The 23,222-nt window shown below is 37.9% G+C and carries 17 protein-coding genes; 12 read left to right on the top strand and 5 right to left on the bottom strand.

Annotated features, from left to right (window positions below; all coding sequences use genetic code 11):
• Positions 1-166: 166 nt before the first annotated feature.
• Together HHL23_RS16380 and HHL23_RS16375 are read left to right on the top strand one after the other, a co-directional pair.
• Positions 167-1,663, top strand: coding sequence for a hypothetical protein (locus tag HHL23_RS16380; protein WP_169235866.1), 1,497 nt, complete (start codon positions 167-169; stop codon positions 1,661-1,663).
• 44 nt (positions 1,664-1,707) lie between these two features.
• On the top strand, positions 1,708-3,240 hold the full coding sequence (locus tag HHL23_RS16375) for a hypothetical protein (protein WP_169235865.1): 1,533 nt from the start codon (positions 1,708-1,710) through the stop codon (positions 3,238-3,240).
• Between the two features lie 24 nt (positions 3,241-3,264).
• Here the strand turns inward: HHL23_RS16375 and HHL23_RS16370 are convergent, their stop codons facing one another.
• Complete coding sequence (locus tag HHL23_RS16370) at positions 3,265-4,590, bottom strand: M48 family metalloprotease (protein WP_228464809.1); 1,326 nt, start codon at positions 4,588-4,590, stop codon at positions 3,265-3,267.
• A 101-nt stretch (positions 4,591-4,691) separates the two neighbouring features.
• On the opposite strand from HHL23_RS16370, the gene HHL23_RS16365 reads away from it, so the two are divergent.
• The 3 genes from HHL23_RS16365 to HHL23_RS16355 are packed head-to-tail and all read left to right on the top strand — an operon-like array spanning position 4,692 to position 8,008.
• Complete coding sequence (locus HHL23_RS16365; RefSeq protein ID WP_169235863.1) at positions 4,692-5,825, top strand: serine hydrolase domain-containing protein; 1,134 nt, start codon at positions 4,692-4,694, stop codon at positions 5,823-5,825.
• A gap of 5 nt (positions 5,826-5,830) precedes the next feature.
• A complete protein-coding gene (locus tag HHL23_RS16360; protein ID WP_169235862.1) occupies positions 5,831-6,442 on the top strand; it encodes a YdeI/OmpD-associated family protein in 612 nt (203 codons plus the stop codon).
• 15 nt (positions 6,443-6,457) lie between these two features.
• Positions 6,458-8,008 (top strand): tetratricopeptide repeat protein, encoded by a 1,551-nt coding sequence (locus HHL23_RS16355; protein WP_169235861.1) that lies wholly within the window; start codon positions 6,458-6,460, stop codon positions 8,006-8,008.
• A 214-nt stretch (positions 8,009-8,222) separates the two neighbouring features.
• Here HHL23_RS16355 and HHL23_RS16350 read toward each other — a convergent pair whose 3' ends face one another.
• The 4 genes from HHL23_RS16350 to HHL23_RS16335 all read right to left on the bottom strand — a co-directional run bounded on the left by HHL23_RS16350 (position 8,223) and on the right by HHL23_RS16335 (position 13,072).
• Positions 8,223-9,131 carry a hypothetical protein gene (locus HHL23_RS16350; protein ID WP_169235860.1) on the bottom strand — a complete coding sequence of 303 codons (909 nt, stop codon included), beginning with the start codon at positions 9,129-9,131 and terminating at the stop codon, positions 8,223-8,225.
• 11 nt (positions 9,132-9,142) lie between these two features.
• The gene (locus tag HHL23_RS16345) at positions 9,143-9,955 is read right to left on the bottom strand and encodes a hypothetical protein (protein WP_169235859.1); all 813 of its coding nucleotides are present in this window, start codon (positions 9,953-9,955) and stop codon (positions 9,143-9,145) included.
• Between the two features lie 10 nt (positions 9,956-9,965).
• Positions 9,966-10,826 (bottom strand): complement C1q domain-containing protein, encoded by an 861-nt coding sequence (locus HHL23_RS16340; protein WP_169235858.1) that lies wholly within the window; start codon positions 10,824-10,826, stop codon positions 9,966-9,968.
• A 662-nt stretch (positions 10,827-11,488) separates the two neighbouring features.
• Positions 11,489-13,072 carry a Na+/H+ antiporter gene (locus HHL23_RS16335; protein ID WP_169235857.1) on the bottom strand — a complete coding sequence of 528 codons (1,584 nt, stop codon included), beginning with the start codon at positions 13,070-13,072 and terminating at the stop codon, positions 11,489-11,491.
• A gap of 344 nt (positions 13,073-13,416) precedes the next feature.
• Here HHL23_RS16335 and HHL23_RS16330 point away from each other — a divergent pair, with 344 nt between their 5' ends.
• From HHL23_RS16330 to HHL23_RS16300, 7 genes are all read left to right on the top strand, one after another.
• Complete coding sequence (locus tag HHL23_RS16330) at positions 13,417-13,917, top strand: M15 family metallopeptidase (RefSeq protein WP_169235856.1); 501 nt, start codon at positions 13,417-13,419, stop codon at positions 13,915-13,917.
• Positions 13,918-14,107: 190 nt separating this feature from the next.
• Complete coding sequence (locus HHL23_RS16325) at positions 14,108-15,145, top strand: patatin-like phospholipase family protein (RefSeq protein ID WP_169235855.1); 1,038 nt, start codon at positions 14,108-14,110, stop codon at positions 15,143-15,145.
• Between the two features lie 232 nt (positions 15,146-15,377).
• The gene (locus HHL23_RS16320; RefSeq protein WP_169235854.1) at positions 15,378-15,548 is read left to right on the top strand and encodes a hypothetical protein; all 171 of its coding nucleotides are present in this window, start codon (positions 15,378-15,380) and stop codon (positions 15,546-15,548) included.
• A gap of 295 nt (positions 15,549-15,843) precedes the next feature.
• On the top strand, positions 15,844-16,476 hold the full coding sequence (locus HHL23_RS16315; RefSeq protein WP_169235853.1) for a leucine-rich repeat domain-containing protein: 633 nt from the start codon (positions 15,844-15,846) through the stop codon (positions 16,474-16,476).
• 12 nt (positions 16,477-16,488) lie between these two features.
• Positions 16,489-17,130 (top strand): leucine-rich repeat domain-containing protein, encoded by a 642-nt coding sequence (locus HHL23_RS16310; RefSeq protein ID WP_169235852.1) that lies wholly within the window; start codon positions 16,489-16,491, stop codon positions 17,128-17,130.
• A 12-nt stretch (positions 17,131-17,142) separates the two neighbouring features.
• Positions 17,143-19,326 (top strand): hypothetical protein, encoded by a 2,184-nt coding sequence (locus HHL23_RS16305; RefSeq protein WP_169235851.1) that lies wholly within the window; start codon positions 17,143-17,145, stop codon positions 19,324-19,326.
• Between the two features lie 22 nt (positions 19,327-19,348).
• Positions 19,349-23,164 carry a hypothetical protein gene (locus HHL23_RS16300; protein WP_169235850.1) on the top strand — a complete coding sequence of 1,272 codons (3,816 nt, stop codon included), beginning with the start codon at positions 19,349-19,351 and terminating at the stop codon, positions 23,162-23,164.
• The last annotated feature ends 58 nt before the right edge of the window (positions 23,165-23,222 follow it).

The raw sequence follows: 23,222 nt of genomic DNA, 5'->3' as shown, positions 1-23,222 counted from the left end.
AAGCCCCAATATTGGGGCTTTTTTATTCCTTACCTACAGCATAAACATCTACATTATCTGTTAAATCTATGGGAAATTTTAAAGTTCGCTGATTTAGCGGATACTCTTTTTTTTGAAACTTTTCCGACGTATTCTCTAATTCATTATTTTTGCTCAAATACACATAATGAAAAAATTATCCTTATTACTGTTTGGGCTATTCCAAACTTTACTCTTTTCCCAAACCCAGGATCTTGCTGCTTTAGCTGCCGGAAAATATTTAGGTCTTAAATCTATATCTGACAGCAATAAAAATCTTTTTGGTTATTTTGCACTTTATAATTTAGGAAAAACAGAAAGCAATAAAAAAAAGAACAAATTAGAATACATCATTTTTGATAAGAACCTCAATTCCCTTTCCACCGGAAATTTTGAAAGTGATGAAACAGCCATTGAGTACTACCCTTATATCAATTCAGAAAAAGATTTAATTATAACTCCTTCTTATAGCGCATACGATTTTGCTTATGATGCATCATTTTATACTCCAGCAGATTTCATTATTAATCTCACTGATTACAAGATTAAAAAGAAAGACAGTTTTGAATATGATGGCACCGATCTCACCCCTACATCTGCTTACAAAACTAATGGGGAACTTAAAGATGATAACAGAAATTTAAAGAAAACTGCCGGATATAAATTAACGTCTCAAATTGTTGAACTTAACAACAATCAAACACTTATTTTTGAATATAAACATGAGAGGCCTTTTCATAAGGATATTTCTTTGAAGCTTTTCAATGAAAAATATCAAAAAATTTGGGATTATAAGTTTTTTAACGGAGATCATAAAAACAATTTCGTTCATTTTAAAATTGTAAACTACGATAATGATATCCTGATTACCAAAGTAATAAAATACCAAAAGGATTCACCAGAATACAATTTTATGGTATTTGATCTGAAAACAGGAAAGGTCCTTTCTATAGTACCTTTTCCTTATGAAAGAAACCTTTATATCACTTTAAATTCTGTAGACGGAGCCATAAACAACAAATATAATACAGATGATAAATTAACATCCCTAATAAGGTATTCCGGAAATCCGCTCAATTTTTATAATGAAGGGTTTGTCAAGCTTATTTATGATAAAAACAACAATCAGCTTTCATTTAATGATGTCCATCTTTTTGATGATGTCTACAGTAATCATAAAGACATAGAAGAGCTTAAGGATCCTTTCGACTCTAAAGATCTTGATATAAAATCAGTAAGTTTCTTGAAAAACAAAGACATTGTTGCCGTTTTTCAGAAAATAAGCAGGAGAAACAATACAGTTTCAGATATTATAATGATGAACCTAGATCCAACGATGAAACTGAAAAATATCAAAGTTTATCCCACTCAAAAAAACAGCACCTATCTTTTTTCACAGTATCTGAATGATAAAAACGATATGGTATTTTTCTATGCCAATACCGAAAGAAAAAATAAAGAGAAAAAATGGAACCTCTTTATCAATACATTTATCAACGAACAGTGGAAACAGGAAGTATTACCAATGTCTTCGGAAAGTAATATTACAATTCCTTACATGGCAAAAGAGGGGTATATTCTCCTTCAGGAATTCAATGAAAAGGAAAAATTCAACAAAATACGTTTAGAAAGGTTGAATTATTAACATTATTCGAATTAATTTATTATTTTCAGAAAAAAAATTAATTCATGAAAAAAATATATTTTGTGCTCTTTGGACTATTCCAAACCTTTTCCTATTCCCAGACCCAAGACCTTACAACACTTACCGCCGGCGACCATGTGGGAATGAATGCCCTGTTTGATGATAAAGATAATCTTTATGGCTATGTCTCTCTTTATTCTTACGGAAAGGCAGGCGACAAGACCAAAAAATTCGAATATGTAATCCTGGATAAAAACCTTAACCCTGTTGCCAATAAAGAGTTTGAAGGAGATATTACTGCCGGTTCTTACCGTGGTTATGTTGACTTTAAAGGGCAGATCATCTTAAGGCCTTCCATGATGGATTATTCTCTGGTCAAAACAAGAGAGATCTTTACCCCGGTTTCTATGGTAATTGATCCGAAAACCAATACCATCAAAAGAAAGGTTTACTACGATTATCTCGAGGATGGTACTTTCAAGGAGATCAATGAGCCTAAAAACTGGAAAGCTCAACGTAAGGAAAACCGCGAAGAGAAAAAGGAAAAAGGCTACAACTATGTTTCTGCCGTAGGAGAAGTAAAGGAAGGTGGCTATTTTGCCGTAGAGTATAAAGACTACGGAAAGTATGTGAACAACAACAGCATCATTAAATTTGACGATAATAAAAAGGAACTTTGGCGCTATAAATATAATACTGACGGTTCTAAAAAAGTCTTCTCCACCCTATCTGTTCTGGAAAGGGATGAGAAATACATGTACTGTATCATGAAAAAGGCGGATGACGACAAAAAGTCTTTCAGCTTGGTTGTAATCGACATGAAAACCGGAAAAGAAGCCGCCAACAAACCTATCACAGGCCTTTCCGATACTACTATCGACCTCATAGACAGTTTTTCTTTAGGCTATGACAGCAGCCTTGATAATGATAAAACATTTGACGACAAAATCGTTCTGCTGGGAAGAAATTTCGCAAAGTATGATTTCATAGGTTACGCCAGAATGATGGTGAACAAATCTGATTTTACGGTAGATACCAAAGAGATCAATTTCAAACCGGATTTTGCATCCTATCTTCCAAAGATCAATGCCAACGGCATGGTAGAAAGCGGGTATATGCTTCAAACCAAAGATATGTTCTTTATGAATGACGGAAGTGTGGGAATCCTTTCTGAAAAGTACAAACCGGCCGGTCAATACAATGCCCCTAAAACCACCGACCTTGTGTATGTATATACGGATAAAGATTTCAAAATCAAAAATGTTAAGGTTTTTGAGAAAGAAAAAACAAAATGGGTGAACAGTGATTATCTTTTCTCCCAATACCTCAACGGAGGAAAAGATGTTGTTTTCTTCTATCGCGACTATCAGAAAGATGAAGTAACGAAGCAGAAAAAATGGAACCTTTTCATCAATACGGTTATCGATGGAAAATTCAAGCAGGAAATCATTCCTATCTCTGAAAAAGACAATTATGCCGTAACGCCATACGTTGGAAAAGAAGGGTATATTCTTCTCCGCGAGTACAACGAAAAAGAAAAATTCAATAAGATTCGTTTAGAAAAACTGAACTATTAGAAAGAGAAGAATCCTGATGTATTATCAGGATTCTTTTATTTGGTAACTGCTTTGGTAAAAGTCTGCTATATTTTTAATATCGTCCAGACTCAGATTCCACATGAAATTCAGGAACTGCTGGTAACTTTCACTCTGATTTTTAGGCTCTATTCTATCGAGATAACGGTTTAGATTGTAGTTTTTACGGGCTTCATATATTTTCAAAAAACATTTTCCCAGCCAGCCTTTGTAGTACTTCTCCTCTTCCCCATCCTGCAAAAACTGCATTGATGCATAAATGCCCAGTCCATAATCTTCGGAGTGAAAATAATTGGGAAGAATCTCCATTCGGGCCATTTTCTTTAATGTGGTAAATGGATCAGAAGGTTTTTCAGATTCCACCGAAGTTTTAAGTTCCGGGAATGTTTTTTTCAATTTTTCAATTCTTCTGGACATCTCAGGATGTGAGGCAAGGGAATCTTTATCCAGCTTTTCCTTGTAAAAATTATAATTGTACAGCGAAAAATCTTCTTTTTTCATCCACTTTTCATTGAAGGCCTGTTTGGGAAGATCAAAAAGTTTTTTATAAGTTTCCATCTTCAGTTCGCGGGGTGAGATCGTATCAAAATCCTGCAGCCGCTGAAGTGCGTTTATATATTCATTTTTCTTGAAATCACTGTTCTTAAAGATCATATAGCCTAGTGAATCGGCCTTCATTTCCTGCTGTCTTCTTTCAACTCCTTTTTTATAAGCACGGTTTTTAAGAATGTCGAATGCTTTCTTATTTTGAGTCTGGCTACGGCTCGCAGTCGTTTCCTTCAGATTCTGAACAGCAATTTTATCCAGCTGATTCTGTTCGATAATACTTAAAAATGTTTTCAGTGAATGTTCATCGATTTTATGTCCCAATTCGTGAGTGATGACTGCGGCAATCTGATCTTCACTGTTAAACCAGTTGTATAATCCCATATTGATCACGAAAGTACCGTCAGCAAGACAGTATGCATTGGGCGTATTATCTCTTGCTACCAAAATTTTCAGGTCCTGTGGGACTTTAGGATTGTTTTTTCTAAGACGCTGGATGAGTGTTTTTATTTCGGTTTCAAATTCAGATTTAAAAATAAAATCTTTGTTTTTTACCTGTTTTTCAAAATCAGTTCCGAATTCCTTATAAATTTTAGACAGTTCTGAACCTGTCTTCCCGGAATACTGCGATCTTAATTTTTTTATAAAACCTTCGTTATTTCCGGCAAAACTTTTTAAAAATTCTTTTCTCTGCAAATAGTCTGCGGTGTCTATCATTTTATAGGTCTGGGCGGTTCCCATCACTGAAAAAATGAAAAACACGAATACAATGAGTTTTCTGGTCATATTTTTCATCAATAATCACAAAAATAGTTTATTTACTGTTGCTTTCTCCTTTTCTTATCAAAATTACTTTAAATTTGTTTGAGACTGATACTCATGATCATATGAAGGCATTAAAATACGTAATAGGCGGAGCAGCCATAGGAGTAGCCGCTGTTTATCTTTTGGGATACGACTATTTATTCAGTGGGATTTCCAAAACCTATCTCAAAGGAAAGTCAAGCGCTTATATCGACGATGGGAAGCTCTTTCCCGGAAACCTCATCGCTACCGAGGAACCTGAACTGTGGGCGGAAGATTCCGACTACAACAAAAAGGAACTGCCTGAAAATGTGATTGAAGATTTAAAACATTCCAAAACAGCAGCTTTTGTCGTTATAAAAAACAGGAAAATTCTTCATGAGCAGTATTGGGATAGCTATAATCAGCTTTCACAAAGCAATTCTTTTTCTATGGCTAAAGCTGTAACGGTAATGCTTTTGGGGAAAGCTTTGGAAGAAGGTATCATTAACAATATTGATGAAAAGCTCTCCGACTTTTACCCTGAATTTAAAGAAAAACAATTCGGAAATGAGGTGACGCTCAAAAATTTAGCCCAAATGGAAGGCGGACTGGACTGGGATGAAGATTACAATAATCCTTTTCTTCCGAATGCGAAAGCCTATTACGGCAGAAATCTCATAAAAGTCGTGTTTTCAAGAAGATTTAAAGAAGAACCCGGCACCCGGTATGAATACCAGAGCGGATCTACACAGCTTCTCGGATTTGCTTTAAAAAAGGCTTTGAACCAAACATTAGCAAGCTATTTATCCGAAAAATTCTGGATTCCAATGGGCATGGAACAGAACGCCTCATGGAGCACCGACAATCATGGAATGGAGAAAACGTATTGCTGCATCCACTCCAATGCGAGAGATTATGCGAAACTTGGACAGCTGTTTCTAGATGACGGAAAGATGGGAGAACAGCAAATTCTCAATCTTGATTTTATTGAACAGATGAGAACACCTACTGAAAAATCTAAAGAGATTTACGGAATGGGCCTTTGGATTAATCATGACAATCCCATCAAACATTATTATTTCCTCGGATTACAGGGTCAGTACATCATTATGGTTCCTGAGCATCAGATGGTGATTGTAAGAACAGGAAGCTACAGCAATAATCCTAAAAACGACCGAGGAAGACCGGATCAGGTAAAATTCCTTGTTAACGAAACCGTTAAATTATTCCAGTAAAACGTATGGAAAAATACAGCCCGAAAATAGACACCTATATTGAGAAATCGCAGGATTTTGCCAAGCCTGTTTTACATTATATCCGTGAAATTATCCACGAATTCTGTCCGGATGCTGAGGAAACCATGAAGTGGAGTTTTCCACACTTTATGTACCAGGGAAAAATCCTCTGTGCGATGGCTTCCTTCAAACAGCACTGTACCTTCGGATTCTGGCTGGAAAAGGAAATGAAGACGATGCAGGAAATCACCAGTGGCATTGAAAAAAACGCTATGTTCAGCTTAGGAAAGATTACAAAAATTGAAGATCTTCCACCCAGGATTCAACTAAAAAAAGCAATTAAAGAAGCGATGGAACTTATTGATATGGGAGTTACCATGAAAAAAGCTCCGCCAACTAAGACAGAAACCGAGATTCCGGATTACTTTCAAAATGCTTTGAATAAAAATAAAAAAGCTTTGGAAATTTTTGGCAAAGGATCACCGTCTTTCAGGAAAGAGTATATTAACTGGATCACTGAAGCTAAAACCGAAGCGACCAGAAATAAAAGAATGGAACAATCTTTGGAATGGATAGCCGAAGGAAAATCCAGAAACTGGAAGTACGAAAAAAAATAAACACAATACACACAAATGGAGAAAAAAATCTCATTCTTTCTCTTCCTTATCTTCTCAGGTCTTATATTCTCTCAAAACTATGATTTTGAGGGGCAATACAAATATGCGCGGTCACTGGCTTCCAAAAATCCGGATAGTTCGGAAATTGTCCTGAACAGCATTATAGATTCTGCTCAGAGAAAGAATCAGCCCAATTATCTGGCGAAAGCCTATTATCTGAAATCATTCAACAGCTATTTGAAATCAGATGCTAAAGGCACCCTCGATTTTGCAGAAAAGGCACTGAAGATTTCTACGGATAACCATTACGCACCGGGAAAAGCACTGGCTTACAGAATGCAGGGAACGCAATATGCAAAACTGGGACTTTTAAAGGAAGCTTCGGAAAGCCTGAACAAAGGTTTATCTGAAATAAAAAATGAAAATACCGATGAAGGACATGAGTTGAAAGGAATGATCTACAACTCTTTTTTAATTCTTTTCAATCAGAATGAATATAAAAAAAAGGAATCCTATTCTAAAAATGCAGTCCGGGAATTTCAACAGATCAAAAATATTTCGAGACGGAATGAGCTGTTGGTTTCTGCATACACCAACCTGGGCTATAATTTGTCTGAATTAAAGAAATTTGATGAAGCCAAGTCTTTTTTTGTGAAAGCACTTGCACTAGTTGGGAATGATAATCATTATCTGAGATCCAATATTCTTCATGATATAGGCTTCTCGTATTCGCAGCAGAATAAACCGGACAGTGCGGTCTTATATTATCAGAAATCTTTAAAAATCGCAGATCAATATGGTTTTAATGAAAAGAAAATAGAAATTACCAAAAGCCTTGAGGAAGCTTATAAAAAATTGGGAGACCCTACAAATGTCCGGAAATACAAACTGGAAAACCTTGAATTAAAGGACAGTATCGCCTATAATCAGAAAATGGCTGTTAATAAAACCCTTAACCAAAAAGAGGAAAATTTTGACCAGCAACTCATCAAAAGCCATAGCCTTTCAAAAGGACTGATTGCCACCTGTATGATTCTGCTTCTTGTTTTGGGAGTAGTTGTATATAACATCATCAACCTAAGAAAAAAACATAAAAAAACGGTAGCCCAGATTTACCAGCAAGGGATCACTCCGGCTGCCTATGAAGAAGATCCACAGGAAACTGAGGCCCCATCTGGGAACAACATTCCTGCAGATATTAAAATTTCCCCTGAAGCAGAAGAACATATTTTGACAGGCTTAAAAGCTTTTGAAGAACATCTCGAGTTTAATAATAAAAATATTTCACGGTACAATTTATCCAACACATTGAATGTGAATACCAAGTACCTATCTGCGGTAATCAGGAAGCATAAAAATTTCAATTTCAACCAATACATCAATCATCTGAGAATCAACCACATCGTTGATCAACTGAAAAAAGAGCCCCAATACCGTAAATACAAGATCAATCACCTTGCAGAAATCACAGGATACTCTTCCCACAGCGCTTTCTCCCTTGAATTTAAAAAAATTACAGGAATGCATCCTTCTGCTTTCATCAAAGCACTTGAGGAAATTTCTTAATTAATTTAAGTTCAGGTTAAGAAAATTGAGGGCCTGAAAGCTGGAAGAGAGAAGTTATTATTGGATTTATTGTAAAGTTTGATGGTGTTGTATTAAAAAAATCAATAAAATGATTTATAGTTGTCTTTAGCGTCTCAATAACTTCTCTCTTCCAGCCTCAAGCTTCCTTACCTATTAAAAAAACTGAAATATCTTATCCCAAACTCAGCTTACTTTATTGTTCTGCTATCGTCAGGTTATTATATCCTCCGGTATTGTTTAGTGAAAACCCTGCTGTATTTAAACCATTCAGATTGAACCAGATATAAGGCATTAAACGCTGCCCGGTCGTCATATAAAAAGAAGCTGTACAGTTGCTTCCGGCATCAATATTTCCGTTGCTGTTTGAAGACATGGTATTCACACATTTTACGGTGTTGACAATATTAGTGGCAAAAACGCCTGTTGTGTTGTCATATAGCTGCCAGATCGCTTCTATCTGAATCGGATTTAATGGATCTACCGTATAATTGATGGCAAGAGGAGCCAGGTCTGTCGTGAAAGAGGCCACGTACACTCCATTTCGAGGGGCTGTAAAAATTCCTGTCGAAGCATTAAAGGTATTTCCCGAATTGCTTTCAAAAGCTTTTGTCCAACCTACCAGATAATTACTCGCCCTGTTTTGTAATCCTGTAGTGACCAATGCAGAAGGATTCAACAGTTTTACGGTGTTGTCTGTTTTGGCAGCGATGACAATGACTTTATTGACGGTTGGCTGGGCAGTAAGAAGGGGAAGCCACTCATTTCCATTAGAATATTCCATCCCGGTATTGTAGCGGACCGCACCTTCATCGGCTGTTGAAGCTGTCAGGGAAGAAGTTCCAAAACCTATGGCTCCGTTTCCGGAATTTCTGGCATCTACTTTTACTGCAGGATTAATAGTTCCTACTCCTATTCTTCCGGTACTGGTTATCAGAACGTCATTCATCTGCTGGGCCGGAGTAAATGAAGATCCTGATGTGGGATTATCTTTTTGCCCGTCCGTGTGAAGAATTCCTCTTGGATTCGGGGTATTGATTCCGACTTGCGAAAATGCAACGTTGAAACTTAAGGCTAAGATAATTAATACAAAATTTTTTTTCATCATTGCTGTTTTTATAATCCGAAAATACTTAAAGAAGTCAGTGTGGCATCCGCATCCAGTGTTTTTGATGTACCTAAAGCCTGATTCAGGTTTACGGTAATATTATCACCCTGAGTCAGGTTAAAAATTCCGGAACAGTTTCCGGCAACACGATTGGAAAGTCCATTCGTTCCCGGGTAACTTCCTACACATTTGAAAACCTTATTGGTTGCTGAGGATGCGGAATTGGTTTGGATCAGGGTTTCGTAACGAGAATCGTTGGCAATAGTACCTGAAGCCAAAGAAAATGTGAAAGAAACGATATAGACACCGGTTTTTGATGCCACAAAAATTCCCGTTGCAGCATTAAAGCTTCCATTAACGTCTGTTTTTTTCGTCCAGTTTGTCACTATAGTCTGTGTTCCGCTGGTGAAGCTCTGTTTCGAAGGGTTTTCAGCATCCACAAAATCGTTGGGCGCTTTGTGTGCCAGTGCAGTCCATACAGTCCCGTTGGAGTAGCTCAGGTCCTGAGTTCCTGAGTTGTACCTCAACGCCCCGGCTTTTGCTGCAGAGGCCGTCTGCGCTGTTCCACCGATACCTATAGCATTCTGACGGTCATCAGACCTCATATCCAGTCTTGTTTTGGGTGATTTTGTCCCAACCCCCATATTTCCTAAAGAAGTCACAACCACGTCATCATAATAGCTGGCAGGAACTGCTGGAGCTGTGTTTTTCTGTCCATCTACATGGAGAATTGCTTGAGGAGCGGACATATTGATTCCGACCTGTGCTTTAATCAACAGACCTGCGCCGATCATTAAAGCAATTGCTAATCTTTTTTTCATATCAAGTGTGTTATTGTTCTACAATGGAAAGATTCACAAAACCGTACTCATTACTTGCAGGTGTTGTATCGGTACGGAGACTTAAGCTTCCGTTGTATACCGACTGGTAAATATGGGGCTGAAAAGTATCTCCTTTATTGAGCTGAACTCCTGCAACGCATGAACCCGCAACCTGTGCCTGTTTTGAGGTATTCGAAAAAGATTTTACGCATTTTTTAACAATGCTGCTTCCATTCACAACGTATCTGGCTTCGGAAAAATATCCTGAAACAATAGGAATTCTAACAAAATCGTAGGTAAAGGAAACTAAGTAAACACCGGTTCTAGGGGCTGTAAAGATTCCTGTTCCGGGGGTAAAGTTGGCGGTAGGATCAGAAATTTCCGTCCATCCAGCGATTCCGGTAGAGACCTGATAAGGGATTTTAACGGCAAAATTAGCAGCCTGGATATTAGCGACTACGACCGCTTTTGTGGGGGAAGAAATCAGATCCTGCCATACAACGCCGTCTGAATACTGCATTTTTCCTCCATTCAGCGGATTGTACCTCATCGCTCCTGATCCCGCTACAGCTGCCGTCTGAGTAGTCTCACCTACTCCAATAGAATTGTCTGAATTATTAGCAGAGCGTGCGTCTATTTTTACTGCGGGGGTAAGCGTTCCCACTCCTATTTCTCCGTTAGCGGTGAACACTGCATCATTGGCTGCCTGAGCGGCAGTTGGAATTCCGGCGGCGGGATTATCCTTAGCACCATCGGCATGCAGGACAGCTTGAGGATTTGATGTATTAATGCCAACTTGTGCGTTTGCGAAATTCATCAAAAAGCATCCTCCAGCCACTACACTCTTCATCAATGTGTTTATTTTTTTCATTTCATTTGTGGTTTTTAGAACTTAAAATTCTCCCACAAAGATAGACTGAAGTGAATCACCTGTACAATACACAAAAAGACGAAATAATGCTAAATCCCTGAAAATGTTTGCTTTATAATAATTTAAACCATATCAAAATTCGGAATTTTAATAAATACTGACCACAAACTGCAAAAAACAATGCATTTTTTTAACCAAAAAACAGATTTATCAGAAATATTTAAATACTAAGAAATCTAAATCTGGCTTCAGCTTAAGTCATATTTTCTAAGAAAGCTTCCTATTCAGAAGATAACTCTGCTTAACTGAACTTTTTCCTACTCATTTTCTATATTCAACTTTACCTTTCCATTATTTTTTGTTTCAGTATTTGACAGCCATTTCCCATACCGGTTTATCATAACTCCTGAAGGAATCTATGCCTGCCGTTTTAGATACTGTTCTTGAAAAGGTAAAAAAATGAACAATTTGATTGTAACAGTTAAAGAAATATTCATTGTTATATAGTACTCCTATTCCGTCAAAGCTCTTTTAAGGAGTCAAAACAAAAACAAGACTATAAATAAAATTATCCCTGAAATTTCATCATTTTTTCTACCCAAAAGGTATAACGGTCAACATTCTTTCAATTGATTATCGACAGGCCCTGAATTCAAATTAAGTTAGATCATTTTCAGACGCTCTTCCTCCAGATCGATCTGGTATAACTGCTGGCGAATGACTTCTTCATTAATCGTAATATCTTTATTGAGCTCTGAAAGGTATTGTCTCTGGCTTTCGAGGATTTCAACAAAAATAATTTTGTTTTTTTCATTCATCCAGTCGTCATCATTGGCTTTTGTTTTTTCCTCCCAATGTTTTAACATCATTTCTATTCCGACATGGCCCTGAAGTTCGTTTTCATGTTTTGCCTTAAGGAAATGATAGACATGCTGCTTCAGTTCGTGCTTTATTTTCAGCCTTGTTGCCTCCTCTTCTTCTTCATTCATAAAATCCTGGAATGCACGTCCTTTATTGATAATATAGGGCAGCGTAAGTCCCTGAACCAGCAATGTAAGGAGAATGACAACAAAAGTAATAAACAGGATCAGATTTCTGTTAGGGAAAGGCTCACCGTTTTCAAGGGTTATCGGAATAGCCAATGCTGCGGCAAGAGATACTACGCCTCTCATGCCTGTCCATCCCAAAAAAAGAGGTATAAGCATCTGCCTTTTTCTGGAAGACGCCCTGGGAGCAACGCTTGGCCGAAAGACATAAGTAGCCAGCATAGCGGCATATGAACTTATGATCCTGGCTAAAATAAGGATAACGGTTACCAGTATTCCATATTGAACAGCTGTGCCCAAAGGAATTCCTTCGGAACGAAGACCGCCTACAATTTCAGGAAGTTCGAGACCTATCAGTAAAAAAACGATACCGTTCAGGATAAATACAAAACTTTCCCACACACTGTGTCCTTTTATTCTGCTCGCACTATTCAAAAATATTAAGCGTCTTGTCGACATAAACAGGCCTCCGCATACTACGGCAAGCACTCCGGAGCTGTGAAACTGTTCTGCGACCCAGTACATGATATAGGGCTCTATTAGGGTCAAAGCAATATCCGAAGATGCATCTGTGGGCAAACGTTTGTGGGCCTGTACAAAGATCCATGCGAGCAGCAGACCTATTCCAGCTCCGCCAATAACCATCCATAAAAAGCTAAGAGAGGCTTCCTGCCATACAAATTGTCCGGTACCCACGGCTATGAGTGCGAAGCGGAAAATAATAAGGGAAGAGGCGTCATTGAGCAAACTTTCTCCTTCGAGAACTGCAGAAGTAGTTTTAGGGATTTTTACAAATTTCATGATAGCTCCGGTACTTACAGCATCAGGTGGTGAGACAATTCCTCCCAGCAAAAATCCTAAAGCGATCGTAAATCCGGGAATAAAATAGTTAGCAGCCACAGCTACAGACAACGCCGTAAAAAATACAACCAAAAAGGCGAAACTCCCAATAATACGCCACCATCTCCTCATCTCCTTAAATGAAATCGCCCAGGAGGCTTCAAATAGCAGTGGCGGCAAAAATATAAAGAAAATAAGATCAGGATCTACCTTTACAACCGGAAGTCCGGGTATAAAACTTACGAGCAGGCCGAATACAACCAATAGAATCGGGTAAGCGATTTTCAGTTTAGTCGCCCACATATTCAGCAATACGATGGCGGCTATCATAGCCAGGAAAAAAGGTAAAATAGTATGCATTGGAATATTGTGTTTTTTGATCAGTACTCATTCAATTTTCCAATCATAATGAGCGAGTTTTTTACAAATATACAGTCAATTGTCTTTTGTTGCATTCAATTTTCTGATCCTATATGAACTTAAACTGAAATAACCATTAAAGCCTATAAATCAATACATTTAATATTTTCCAATCGATATATTATGTTAAATCGCGTGTCCTTTTTTATCTCTCATTAAGCATTTCCATAAAGAGCATGAACAGTAATACCTTTACAAAAAAGGTCTTTTTTATTTAAAAATTTAATTAAACACGTCAAGTTTCGTCGCTATTAACCTATACTTTTGTTCTATAACAATACATCATGGATAAAGTAACGAAACAAAGAATAGACAAACTTCACCCTTCTGTAAGAGATGAAGTAAGGCAGATTATCAAAGAATGTGATGAAGCCCTCACCGGGAGAGCAAAAGTCAGAATTACCCAGGGATTGAGATCTTTTGAGGAACAGGAAAAGCTGTATGCCATCGGAAGAATCACTTCAGGAAAAAAGGTAACGAATGCCAAGGCTGGACAGAGTATTCACAATTACGGCCTTGCTGTGGACATCTGCCTGATGATCGATGGAAAGATCGCAAGCTGGGATACAGTAAAAGACTGGGATAACGATAAGATAGCTGATTGGTATGAATGTGTGAAAATTTTCGCAAGACACGGCTGGGACTGGGGCGGAAACTGGAAGACTTTCAAGGATCTCCCCCACTTTGAAAAAAAGAATATGCAGACTAAAAAAGGTCTGGTGAAAACGAGTTGGCGAACGCTGTCCAAGATGCCAAGGGATAAGGATAATTATATTCTGTTTTAATTCCCTTTCATTTGAAAATAATTATAATACGACAAGTTCTGTCGCTTCCCAGTCCTACCTTTGTTTTGTAAGAAAATGTTAGTTAACTGAGATCTCAATACTAAAACCAGCATCCGCTTTCAAGAGCAGAACGTTGGTTTTAGTTGTCTCAGGACCTATTTTTATCTTTTAAAAACCAACAAAACATCACATGAAAAAGACAACCATTCTTTCTTTGGACGGGGGCGGAATAAGAGGTATTATTACCTGTATTATTCTCCGCTACATAGAAGAACAGCTTCAGTATCATGATAATCCGGGGGCCAAACTCGGTGATTATTTTGATCTGGTAGCCGGAAGCAGCACAGGAGGACTGATCGCTTCTATTATTCTATGTCCCGATGAACACCGAAAAGCTAAATATTCTATCCAGAAAGGATTGGAATTATATGCTGAAAAGGGCGGCGACATATTCCAGGTTTCTTTCTGGGAAAAACTGGTCAATCCGTTTGGCCTGCTTAATGAAAAAATTTCTCAGGAATCACTTGAAAAAAATTTGAATGACTTTTTTGGACACTTAGAACTTAAAGAATTTATAAAACCCTGTTTAATTACCAGTTATGATATTGAAAACAGAAGAGCTAAGCTTTTTAATTCCTGGGAGGCCAATCTGAGTACTGATAATTTTTATGTAAAAGACATTTGCAGAGCCACATCAGCGGCGCCTACTTATTTCAGTCCCGTACAGATCAAGTCAATGTACGGACAGATCTTCAGCCTGATTGACGGCGGTATGTTTGCCAATAATCCTGCTCTTTGTGCCTATGCGGAAGCAAGAAAAATTCCTTTTGCCGAAGTATTGAAGAATCATCAGAAAGCCAATCATCCGGGTGTGAATGATATGATCATCGTTTCTATCGGAACAGGTATCGAGGCAAGACCTTATTCTTTTAAAAAGCTTCAAAAGTCAGGAAAAATAGGCTGGGTAAACCCCATTATTGATATATTGATGTCTGCCAACGCAGAAACCGTAGATTATCAGCTTTGTCAAATGTTTCAGACTTTGGGCCAGCGGAATCAGAAAAATTATTACCGCCTGAATCCATCATTAAAAAATGCATCTCCAGGGATGGACAATGTCAGAAGATCAAATATTGAAAATCTGATCCAGGCAGGGCTAAGCTATATTGATGATAACAGGGAAACACTGAATCAGATTGTACAGAAACTGATCAGAAATAAAATATAAGCCTTTTACCTTATAACGACTCAATATAAGCTTAAAAGATAATATTTAAAATTTATCAAAAGTTTTTAAAACACGTCAAGTTTTGTCGTCTTCCCTCACTACTTTTGAAGTATAAACAAAGACACAAAAAAGCAATCCTTAAAATTTTAAAAAGCCTTTGAATTCAACATTTATCAATGCTGGACAGCCAGAAATATGTTTAAAACATAACCTCAACTTTAAAACACAAAACATGGAAACACCAGATCACAACCCAGATGTACTTTTTGATGAAGATCTCTATACTATTGAATGGAGTGACATTGAACATGCAGAGATGGATTATGAGAATTACCTCAATGACATTGAAAATTTTTTCAGGGAAGATTTCGAAGATGGTAGTCCTGAAGAAAATATATACTAAATACATTATAACACGACGAGTTCTGACGCTGTCCGGAACTACCTTTGAAATACCAAATCAAGAGACCAGACATCATCCTATAATCATTCAAAAACACCTTTGAATCCATCATTCACAAAATGCCGGACAGCCAGAACTATGTCTAAAATCTATAAAAAATATGGAAATGTATCCGTAAGGTGGAAATACAGTCAGTAACCACTATAAAAATTAGACTAAAACCTGAAGAGGTTTGAATAAAAGACTCTTCAATCATAACCTATTAATTAATCAACAAAATCACACACAATTTATTATGAAAACAAAAGAAGAATTAAGGCTCTTATTCGAAAACGGAGACAAACCTACACAGGAAGATTTCTGGGCTCTACTGGACTCTTACTGGCATAAGAGTGAAAAGCTAGGCAACAATGCCCTGGATCTAATTACTTACGAAGAGTTCATTTACTCCCCAACAGATAATATGGAAATCATTGGCATTGATTCCGTTACAGTTTTCCCTGAAGGCATAAAAATCATTGGAGGTCTAAAGTTTGCAATAGCCGCAAAAAATCGTATTTCGAAAATTCAGTTTCCTAGCTCTCTGGAAAGGATTAGAGCATATGCCTTTACCGGTCAGTATCTGACTGGGGCATTAAAAATTCCGGGATCATGCAAAGTTATTGAATCAACAGCCTTCTCCAGTGCTGTTGCTAACATATCAGAATTAATATTGGAAAATGGTGTAGAAACAATTGCCGACGGGGCATTTCAGATCTCTGGAAGTAAAAATTTGACTGAATTATACATTCCGAAATCAGTTAAATCAGTAGGACAAAATGCATTCAATATTCCATCTCTTAAAAAAGTATCTGCACTTAGCGGGTTAGATTTAAGTAGTGCAGGAATTCCAGAAACAGCAACAATAATGCGCTATTTCGATTTATAACAACAATTCAATATGAAAACAAAACAAGAACTAAGGCTCAAATTCGAGAACGGAGACCAGCCTACACAGGAACATTTTTGGGAATGGCAAGACTCTTACTGGCACAAAGATGAGAAGATTGATATGACTAAAATTGCAGGTTTGGAAAATGGCTTTCCCCGATGGAATGATTTTCATGCGGAAATGGATGAAAACGGAAATGCCACATTAGCGCCTCTCCGGGTTATGAATATATTTATAAAGCAAGGTACCCTGCACATTCCTGCACGATTTGCGTCAGGAAGCGGAATATCAAATTTATTCCTTGCTGACAGTGTTCTAACCATCGGGGAAGAAGCGTTCAGCAATAATCAACTACAATCTCTGAATATTCCAGAAAGTGTTACTATCATCAATGACCGAGCTTTTTCATCTAATCTACTGGAAACAGTAACGATTCCAGCTAATGTAAAAGAAATTAAAGATTATGCTTTTGCCTACAACAAGCTTAGCTCAATATACATTGTGGCTGGCGTTTCAAAGATCGGAGCCAATGCCTTCAATTACAATCCTGCTGTAAATACTGTAATACTTGATAGTAATACACAATACTACTCCAATTCATTTGACCCTAATACCAAGGTCATTGGAGGAACTCTTATCAACAAATCTTAAATAAATCACAATATGAAAACAAAACAAGAACTAAAAAAATACTTCGAAAACGGAGATATCCCAGTACAGGAAGAATTTTGGGAGTGGCAAAACTCTTATTGGCACAAGGATGAAAAACTTCCTTTGGACAATATAGATTATGATTTTTCTCAAAAAGCAGATGTAAATGCTTCCAATCTAAGCGCACAAAATGCTCGGCTTTGGAAAGAAAAAATAGAAACACAGACCTCTATTCAGAACCCGGCATTGAACGGAAATATTTTAACGGTATTTTATACCGGAGAGAATGGCGTTCAGCAAAGTAAGTCAGTAGATTTAAGCGGCTTAATAACTAATGATATCAGCATTGAGAATGCAGAATATGATGCTTCTCAGAATACGATTACGATTACCCAGAATGATGGGTCAGCCTTTCAAGTTAATCTTTCAGAATTCAGTATTATTCCAACGACCAATGCAGACGGAAGTGTGACATTCACCCAGGAAGGCCAGGATAAAGTAGTCTTAAAAAAGGTTGCTGTTTCCGGAAGTTACAATGATTTAACAGATAAGCCATCTTTCGCAGGTACTGATGCTTTACAGAATATTGTTGACCGAGGTAATACTACCACAAAACCAATTGTATTTAATACCGGTCAGGGAAGAGCAGCTGAATTGGGTTTTAACAACACTACATACTCACACTATTGGGGAAACATAAATACCTCACATACTGGTGTTTACAGTTTAGGAATTGGTTACAATACATTATCAAAATTAACCACAGGAGCAAATAATGTAGCACTGGGTTCTTACGCTTTAACCGAAGTCACCACAGGAAGATGGAATACAGCAACCGGTATTTCAAGTGGAGCCAAGCTAACAACCGGAGATTTCAATGCCTTCTTTGGAACCCAGGCCGGAACCGAAACAACAACTGGAACTGGAAATACTTATATCGGAGATGAGGCAGGAAACAAAAACACCGCGGGAACCAATAATACCGCCCTTGGTATTGGAGCAGGTTATGCTTTAACAAATGGAGCTAAAAACACTTTTTTAGGCGCTTTCTCTGGAACGAACCATGGGAAAACAACGGGCTCCGGAGCATGGGGTAGTAATACTTTCATAGGCTATAATGCTGCATCAACGACCCATGCTATGGGGGTTTGGGGTGATAATAATGTAGTTATTGGTTGTAATGCTCCATTGGGAGGTTCAACATCTAATAAGCTGGTTATTGATTCTTATACAAATCCTCAAAGACATGATTTGGTAACCCCTTTTATATTTGGTGACTTCGCTGCAAGAACTTTGAGTTTTGACGCCACAATTACTGCAAAAAGAACGCCTTTGGCTGACAGCACTTATTCAAAGGTAGCAGTAATGAATGCTAATAATACAATTGGTTATAAAAACCTTTCTGACTTTCAGAATTACCTTCCTATTTCAGGAACAGAGATAAATAAGCCTGTTTCAGGACATATACAATTTGAGAGTGGCGACGGACCAGAATATGAAACTCTTTTGTATAAAACAAATGTTATAGATGGGGTCCAAAACCAGGTAGGCTTTTTCCCAAATGGAGTCTTAATTACTTCAAGCGATTTTAACTATGCTCAGATGTCAAAAGTAGATGTCAGCAAAGAAGATGGCGTTTTGGCAGCGGCTTATGGTGCAAAAATGACTTTAAGCAGTACAGGAGCATCTTTAATGAATTTTTCTGATCCGGCAAAAGGAAAAGGAATTCTTATCAGTAATAGTGATGACGAGCCTGTTTTAGTTGAACATCAAGCAACAAATCCAAGAGGTTTAAGTTCTAAAACTTATTTTGGAGATTACGCCCAAAAGAATGATTACATCCAAAAACAGTATGCAGACAAACAGCATTCCTACACAACCAAAGAAGAATTAACTGGTGGAACCTGGATCAATGGCAAACCTATTTACAAAAAAACCGTGGTTTTCAGTCAGATTCCAAGAACAGGTTTGGTTGAGTTCAAAACCGAGTTTCCGGATATTGACACCATTATTTCCAACGAGATGTTTACAGAATGGCAGGCAATAGATGCTGCATTCGCAGGTAATCAATGGCGAAACAAAGCCTACATCACCATAGAAAGAAAGCTGGCGACCATTGAACTAATGGGTGATCCTGACTATGATTACTCCGTCATTAACTCATTTACCCTGACTCTCGAATACACAAAAAAATAAATCATTAAAACAAAATATTAAAATGGCAACAAACAATGCACCAACAATGTCCGCATTTACTGTGGGAGAATCCTTAGTAGGCGAAGGCATTATTAACTATAAAGCAACAAATAATATGAGTACGGCAAACAATGCGTCCCAAACGCTTTTCAGATTCGTGAGTTTAAGAAACCCACAATTAACAGAAACTAAAGATAAAAATTTAGGATTTATCCACAGACCCAAAGGGGCAACAGGTATTTTTGATACTGCAGTTGCCGGAAGACCTGCCAAATCATCCAAATTCGGAGAGATGAAAAGGGCAGCTGTTGGATTTAATAATGCAGGATTTGAAACTGAAAAGAAAATTGAAGAAGGAGTATATAAAGACCTTCTGGCTATCGGTCGAAAACTTTCTAAAAGAGAAACACTGGACAGTAATGACTGGACTTACGTTACAGATTATTACAAAAGTCTTATTGACGCCAATAAAAATCTTAATCCTGAAGGAATTAAAACCTTCACTCTTCTTTGGAATAACTTTATTTATCAGATCGTTACTCAGGGAGACTTCTATATTAAAGAAGCAATCAGCCATATTTTGATGGCAATCCAGCTTGGTTTTGCAAACATCCAGGATCTTACTGATCCGGAAATCATCAGGGTAAATGGCGAAAAACCATTAGAAAAAGCGTTGAATGGTCAGGTTATATTACCAACATCTCTATTTTCAGAGGATAATTCAGAAACAGTTTCAGCAGTTTCGGCAAGGGGAACAGAAGGTGAAGTAAGACCTCTTCTAGGTGCAAAAACCATTCAAAGATTAGAAGCTGAGGCAAGAGCCTCTCTGGTTGCAAACAAAGCAATTCACAGAAGAGACGCTTTGAACAAGCTGAACACAGAATTGGAAAAAATTCAGAAAAAATATCATAAATCCCGTCATCAGGCATACCAGGAAGGCTATTCAAGGTATATGGACGCAAACAGAGAACGTATAGAAATCTATGATAGAAAACTGGCCGAGGTCGAAAGCAAAATCACTCCTGAAACTTCAGAAGAAGAGAAAAAGCGTCTTTATGACAGCTTAAAGGAATATGAAGTTCCATCTTTTGAATTTTCTTTCAGAAATGAAATCGATTTGGAAGATTTAAAGGCAAAACTTTCTCCCGAATCCTTTGACCTTTTTGTTGATCTTTTCGGAGAATTCAATGCAGAAGAGATGTCTAAAATGGCAGATACAGAAACTGTTCAGATTCTTTCATCCGATACAATGAAAATCGGAAATCAGACGATTATCCTTGATGATGAAATACAAAGCTATTCTGATGCCTTGATTGTTGTACAAAACAATATTTCTTCATCCATGCAGACCGCATTACTGAATAGCCCTCTTCAACAGCAGCAGTATGTGAACGTCGGAGGAGCTTCTATTCCGGTTAATCAGAATACAGCCAGAACTCCAATGGCCTACAGTCTCTATGCACACAATTCTTTCAGAATGTCGGGTACAGGAGGATTTGTTAATTTTTCTTTTGAGGTTGAAGATGTTTCATGGAGTGTTGCCAATGCCAAGGTCATTGCCACTACAGACCTTGCAGGATCTTTTGAAGAAAACTACAGCAATATCCATGTCGTAGATAATAAAATCACGTTACCGACATGTTTAGTGGACAAGCTCCGAAACACTTTTACCTTCAAAATTGAAATTATTTTTGATAACGGAAGTCTGGCCTATGGAGATATTAGCGAGCAATATATCAAGGAGGACATAAGTCTTACGGGAATGCTTACCCTGAAACGTGCCGCTATTGAAAACCCAGGTGAACGTGAACCGGTAACGATTCAGAAACGTAAAAATTTCGGAATCAAAAGACTTGGAGTTGCAGATTATCTGAAAGTTGTACAAAGTGTTCATGCCTATGTTCCTGGAGAAGTTTCCAATATTGAGAACGTTATGGCCAGCGAACTGAGACATAAGTCTTCTGTTTCAAGAGATTATTCTGAAATTACGGATACAACTTCCAAATCTCAGGAAACCGAGAAAATTTCCGACACTTCAAAAACATCCAGAACGGATATGCAGACCGAAGTAGCCAAAGAAGTGGAAAAGCAGCAAAGTATTTCTGCCTATACAAGATTTAGCTATGGGAATGACAATGCTATGAAATTTGAAATTGGTGCAGACTATGCCAATAATACAGCACAGCATGACAGTACAAGACAGGCCGTAATGAAGTCTCAGGAAATTACGGAAAGAGCCATGGAAAGAGTTCTTACCAAAATTTCAGAAGAAAGGGTGCAGAAAATCATCAAAGAATATACAGAAACCAATGTGCATGAGTTTGACAACAGAGGAAAAGCTCTTACAACCAATCAACCACCACAGCACATCACAGGAGTTTACAGATGGATCGATAAGAAGATGAAAAATCAGATCTATAACTATGGTAAACGTACGATGTTTGAATTTATGGTTCCTGAGCCTTCAAGATTACACCGTCTGGCGCTTACCGTTGCCAAAGCTCAGGTACTTACCGCTCCTGTAGACCCAAGAAAAGCTCCTGAACCATGGTATATGCCGGATCCTAAATCTGCAAATATTGAACAGATACAGCATTGGGCACAGATTTACGGAGTACAGCTGGATGCTTTCCCAGCACCTACTAAACAGGTTATCCATACTGCGGCAAGTGTTCCTCAAACCAATGACGATTTTGGAATAGATTATACTCAGTTTGCAATTCCTGATAACTATGCCGGGAAAAATGCAAGCTTCCATTGTGAGGCAGGTCGAAACAGAGGTGGTGGACTCCAGGGATCCCGTTATGCGGAAGTATACTGTTCCAATTTTAATGGAGATTTCGTTGGCCTCAATGATCGTGGAGATATTATTTTTGACAGAGCATCGTCCGGTTTCAATATAACCGGTAATGTAAGTTTCCAGGTGAAAGGACATAATATCAGACATTATACCGTTAAAGCAACAATAAACTGCGAACTGAGTGATGAATTCATCAGCAAATGGAAAACAGAGAGTTTCAATGCGATCATTAAAGCGTATGAAGATGCTTATACACAATTCCAGGAAGAGCAGACAAGATTAGATGCAGAGCAGAAAGAAAAAGAGGCACAGCTTAAAGAAAGACAGGATAAATTCTACCGTTTTATGGAGCATGATGTCTTAAAGCACAACTGTATTGCATACCTGCTACAGGATTATCTTAATACAAATACATTAGGACTGGAAACAACAAACGGAGCTGCAGAAAAAACAACGATGGATAACTTCCAGGTATATCTGAGTGACAATCTGGATAGGTATACCGCCCTTGCCAAGTTTATGGAACAGGCCTTCGAATGGGAAATTATGGATTATACGTTCTATCCTTACTACTGGGCAAACCGTAAGAGCTGGCAGGAGTTTTACCTGAGTGAGAGCATGGATCCATTATTCAGAAGCTTCCTACAGGCAGGTATGGCAAGAATTATCGTTACCGTAAAACCAGGCTTTGAAAATGCTGTACAGTTCTTCATGGAAACAGGAATTATCTGGAATGGCGGCGCTGTTCCGGTCATCGGAGACCCAATGTACATGAGTATCGTGGATGAAATGAGACAGCCTACAGGAGTAGCACAGGGCAAATACTGGATTACCAAAGTGCCTACTACGCTTACTATTCTTCAGGATAAGTCTACAGGATTACCAGTTGAGGAACCTCTTCCAATCTTCCCGGAAACTGATCCGAAAAATTGTGAGAATCCTTCGGAACTGGAGTTTGAAACGAGTTTTGAACAGAGAGACGTACAATTAAGCCATAGTACGGATCCTACAACATTGCCTACAACAATCGTGGGATAACAAATAACCTTAATAGCGGTGTGAAATATCACCGCTGTTTTTTTACAATTTTAATCTC

Source organism: Chryseobacterium antibioticum, from assembly GCF_012927325.1.
In the GTDB taxonomy this organism is placed as follows: Bacteria; Bacteroidota; Bacteroidia; order Flavobacteriales; family Weeksellaceae; genus Chryseobacterium; species Chryseobacterium antibioticum.
The sequence above is the reverse complement of the archived record's forward strand: the minus strand, read 5'-3'. Positions and strand labels throughout refer to the sequence as shown.

Bases quoted from the DNA above. Each gene is read 5' to 3' on its own strand.
- HHL23_RS16380 (WP_169235866.1), top strand. From the start codon at position 167: ATGAAAAAATTATCCTTATTACTGTTTGGGCTATTCCAAACTTTACTC.
- HHL23_RS16375 (WP_169235865.1), top strand. From the start codon at position 1,708: ATGAAAAAAATATATTTTGTGCTCTTTGGACTATTCCAAACCTTTTCC.
- HHL23_RS16370 (WP_228464809.1), bottom strand. From the start codon at position 4,590: ATGACCAGAAAACTCATTGTATTCGTGTTTTTCATTTTTTCAGTGATG.
- HHL23_RS16365 (WP_169235863.1), top strand. From the start codon at position 4,692: ATGAAGGCATTAAAATACGTAATAGGCGGAGCAGCCATAGGAGTAGCC.
- HHL23_RS16360 (WP_169235862.1), top strand. From the start codon at position 5,831: ATGGAAAAATACAGCCCGAAAATAGACACCTATATTGAGAAATCGCAG.
- HHL23_RS16355 (WP_169235861.1), top strand. From the start codon at position 6,458: ATGGAGAAAAAAATCTCATTCTTTCTCTTCCTTATCTTCTCAGGTCTT.
- HHL23_RS16350 (WP_169235860.1), bottom strand. From the start codon at position 9,131: ATGAAAAAAAATTTTGTATTAATTATCTTAGCCTTAAGTTTCAACGTT.
- HHL23_RS16345 (WP_169235859.1), bottom strand. From the start codon at position 9,955: ATGAAAAAAAGATTAGCAATTGCTTTAATGATCGGCGCAGGTCTGTTG.
- HHL23_RS16340 (WP_169235858.1), bottom strand. From the start codon at position 10,826: ATGAAAAAAATAAACACATTGATGAAGAGTGTAGTGGCTGGAGGATGC.
- HHL23_RS16335 (WP_169235857.1), bottom strand. From the start codon at position 13,072: ATGCATACTATTTTACCTTTTTTCCTGGCTATGATAGCCGCCATCGTA.
- HHL23_RS16330 (WP_169235856.1), top strand. From the start codon at position 13,417: ATGGATAAAGTAACGAAACAAAGAATAGACAAACTTCACCCTTCTGTA.
- HHL23_RS16325 (WP_169235855.1), top strand. From the start codon at position 14,108: ATGAAAAAGACAACCATTCTTTCTTTGGACGGGGGCGGAATAAGAGGT.
- HHL23_RS16320 (WP_169235854.1), top strand. From the start codon at position 15,378: ATGGAAACACCAGATCACAACCCAGATGTACTTTTTGATGAAGATCTC.
- HHL23_RS16315 (WP_169235853.1), top strand. From the start codon at position 15,844: ATGAAAACAAAAGAAGAATTAAGGCTCTTATTCGAAAACGGAGACAAA.
- HHL23_RS16310 (WP_169235852.1), top strand. From the start codon at position 16,489: ATGAAAACAAAACAAGAACTAAGGCTCAAATTCGAGAACGGAGACCAG.
- HHL23_RS16305 (WP_169235851.1), top strand. From the start codon at position 17,143: ATGAAAACAAAACAAGAACTAAAAAAATACTTCGAAAACGGAGATATC.
- HHL23_RS16300 (WP_169235850.1), top strand. From the start codon at position 19,349: ATGGCAACAAACAATGCACCAACAATGTCCGCATTTACTGTGGGAGAA.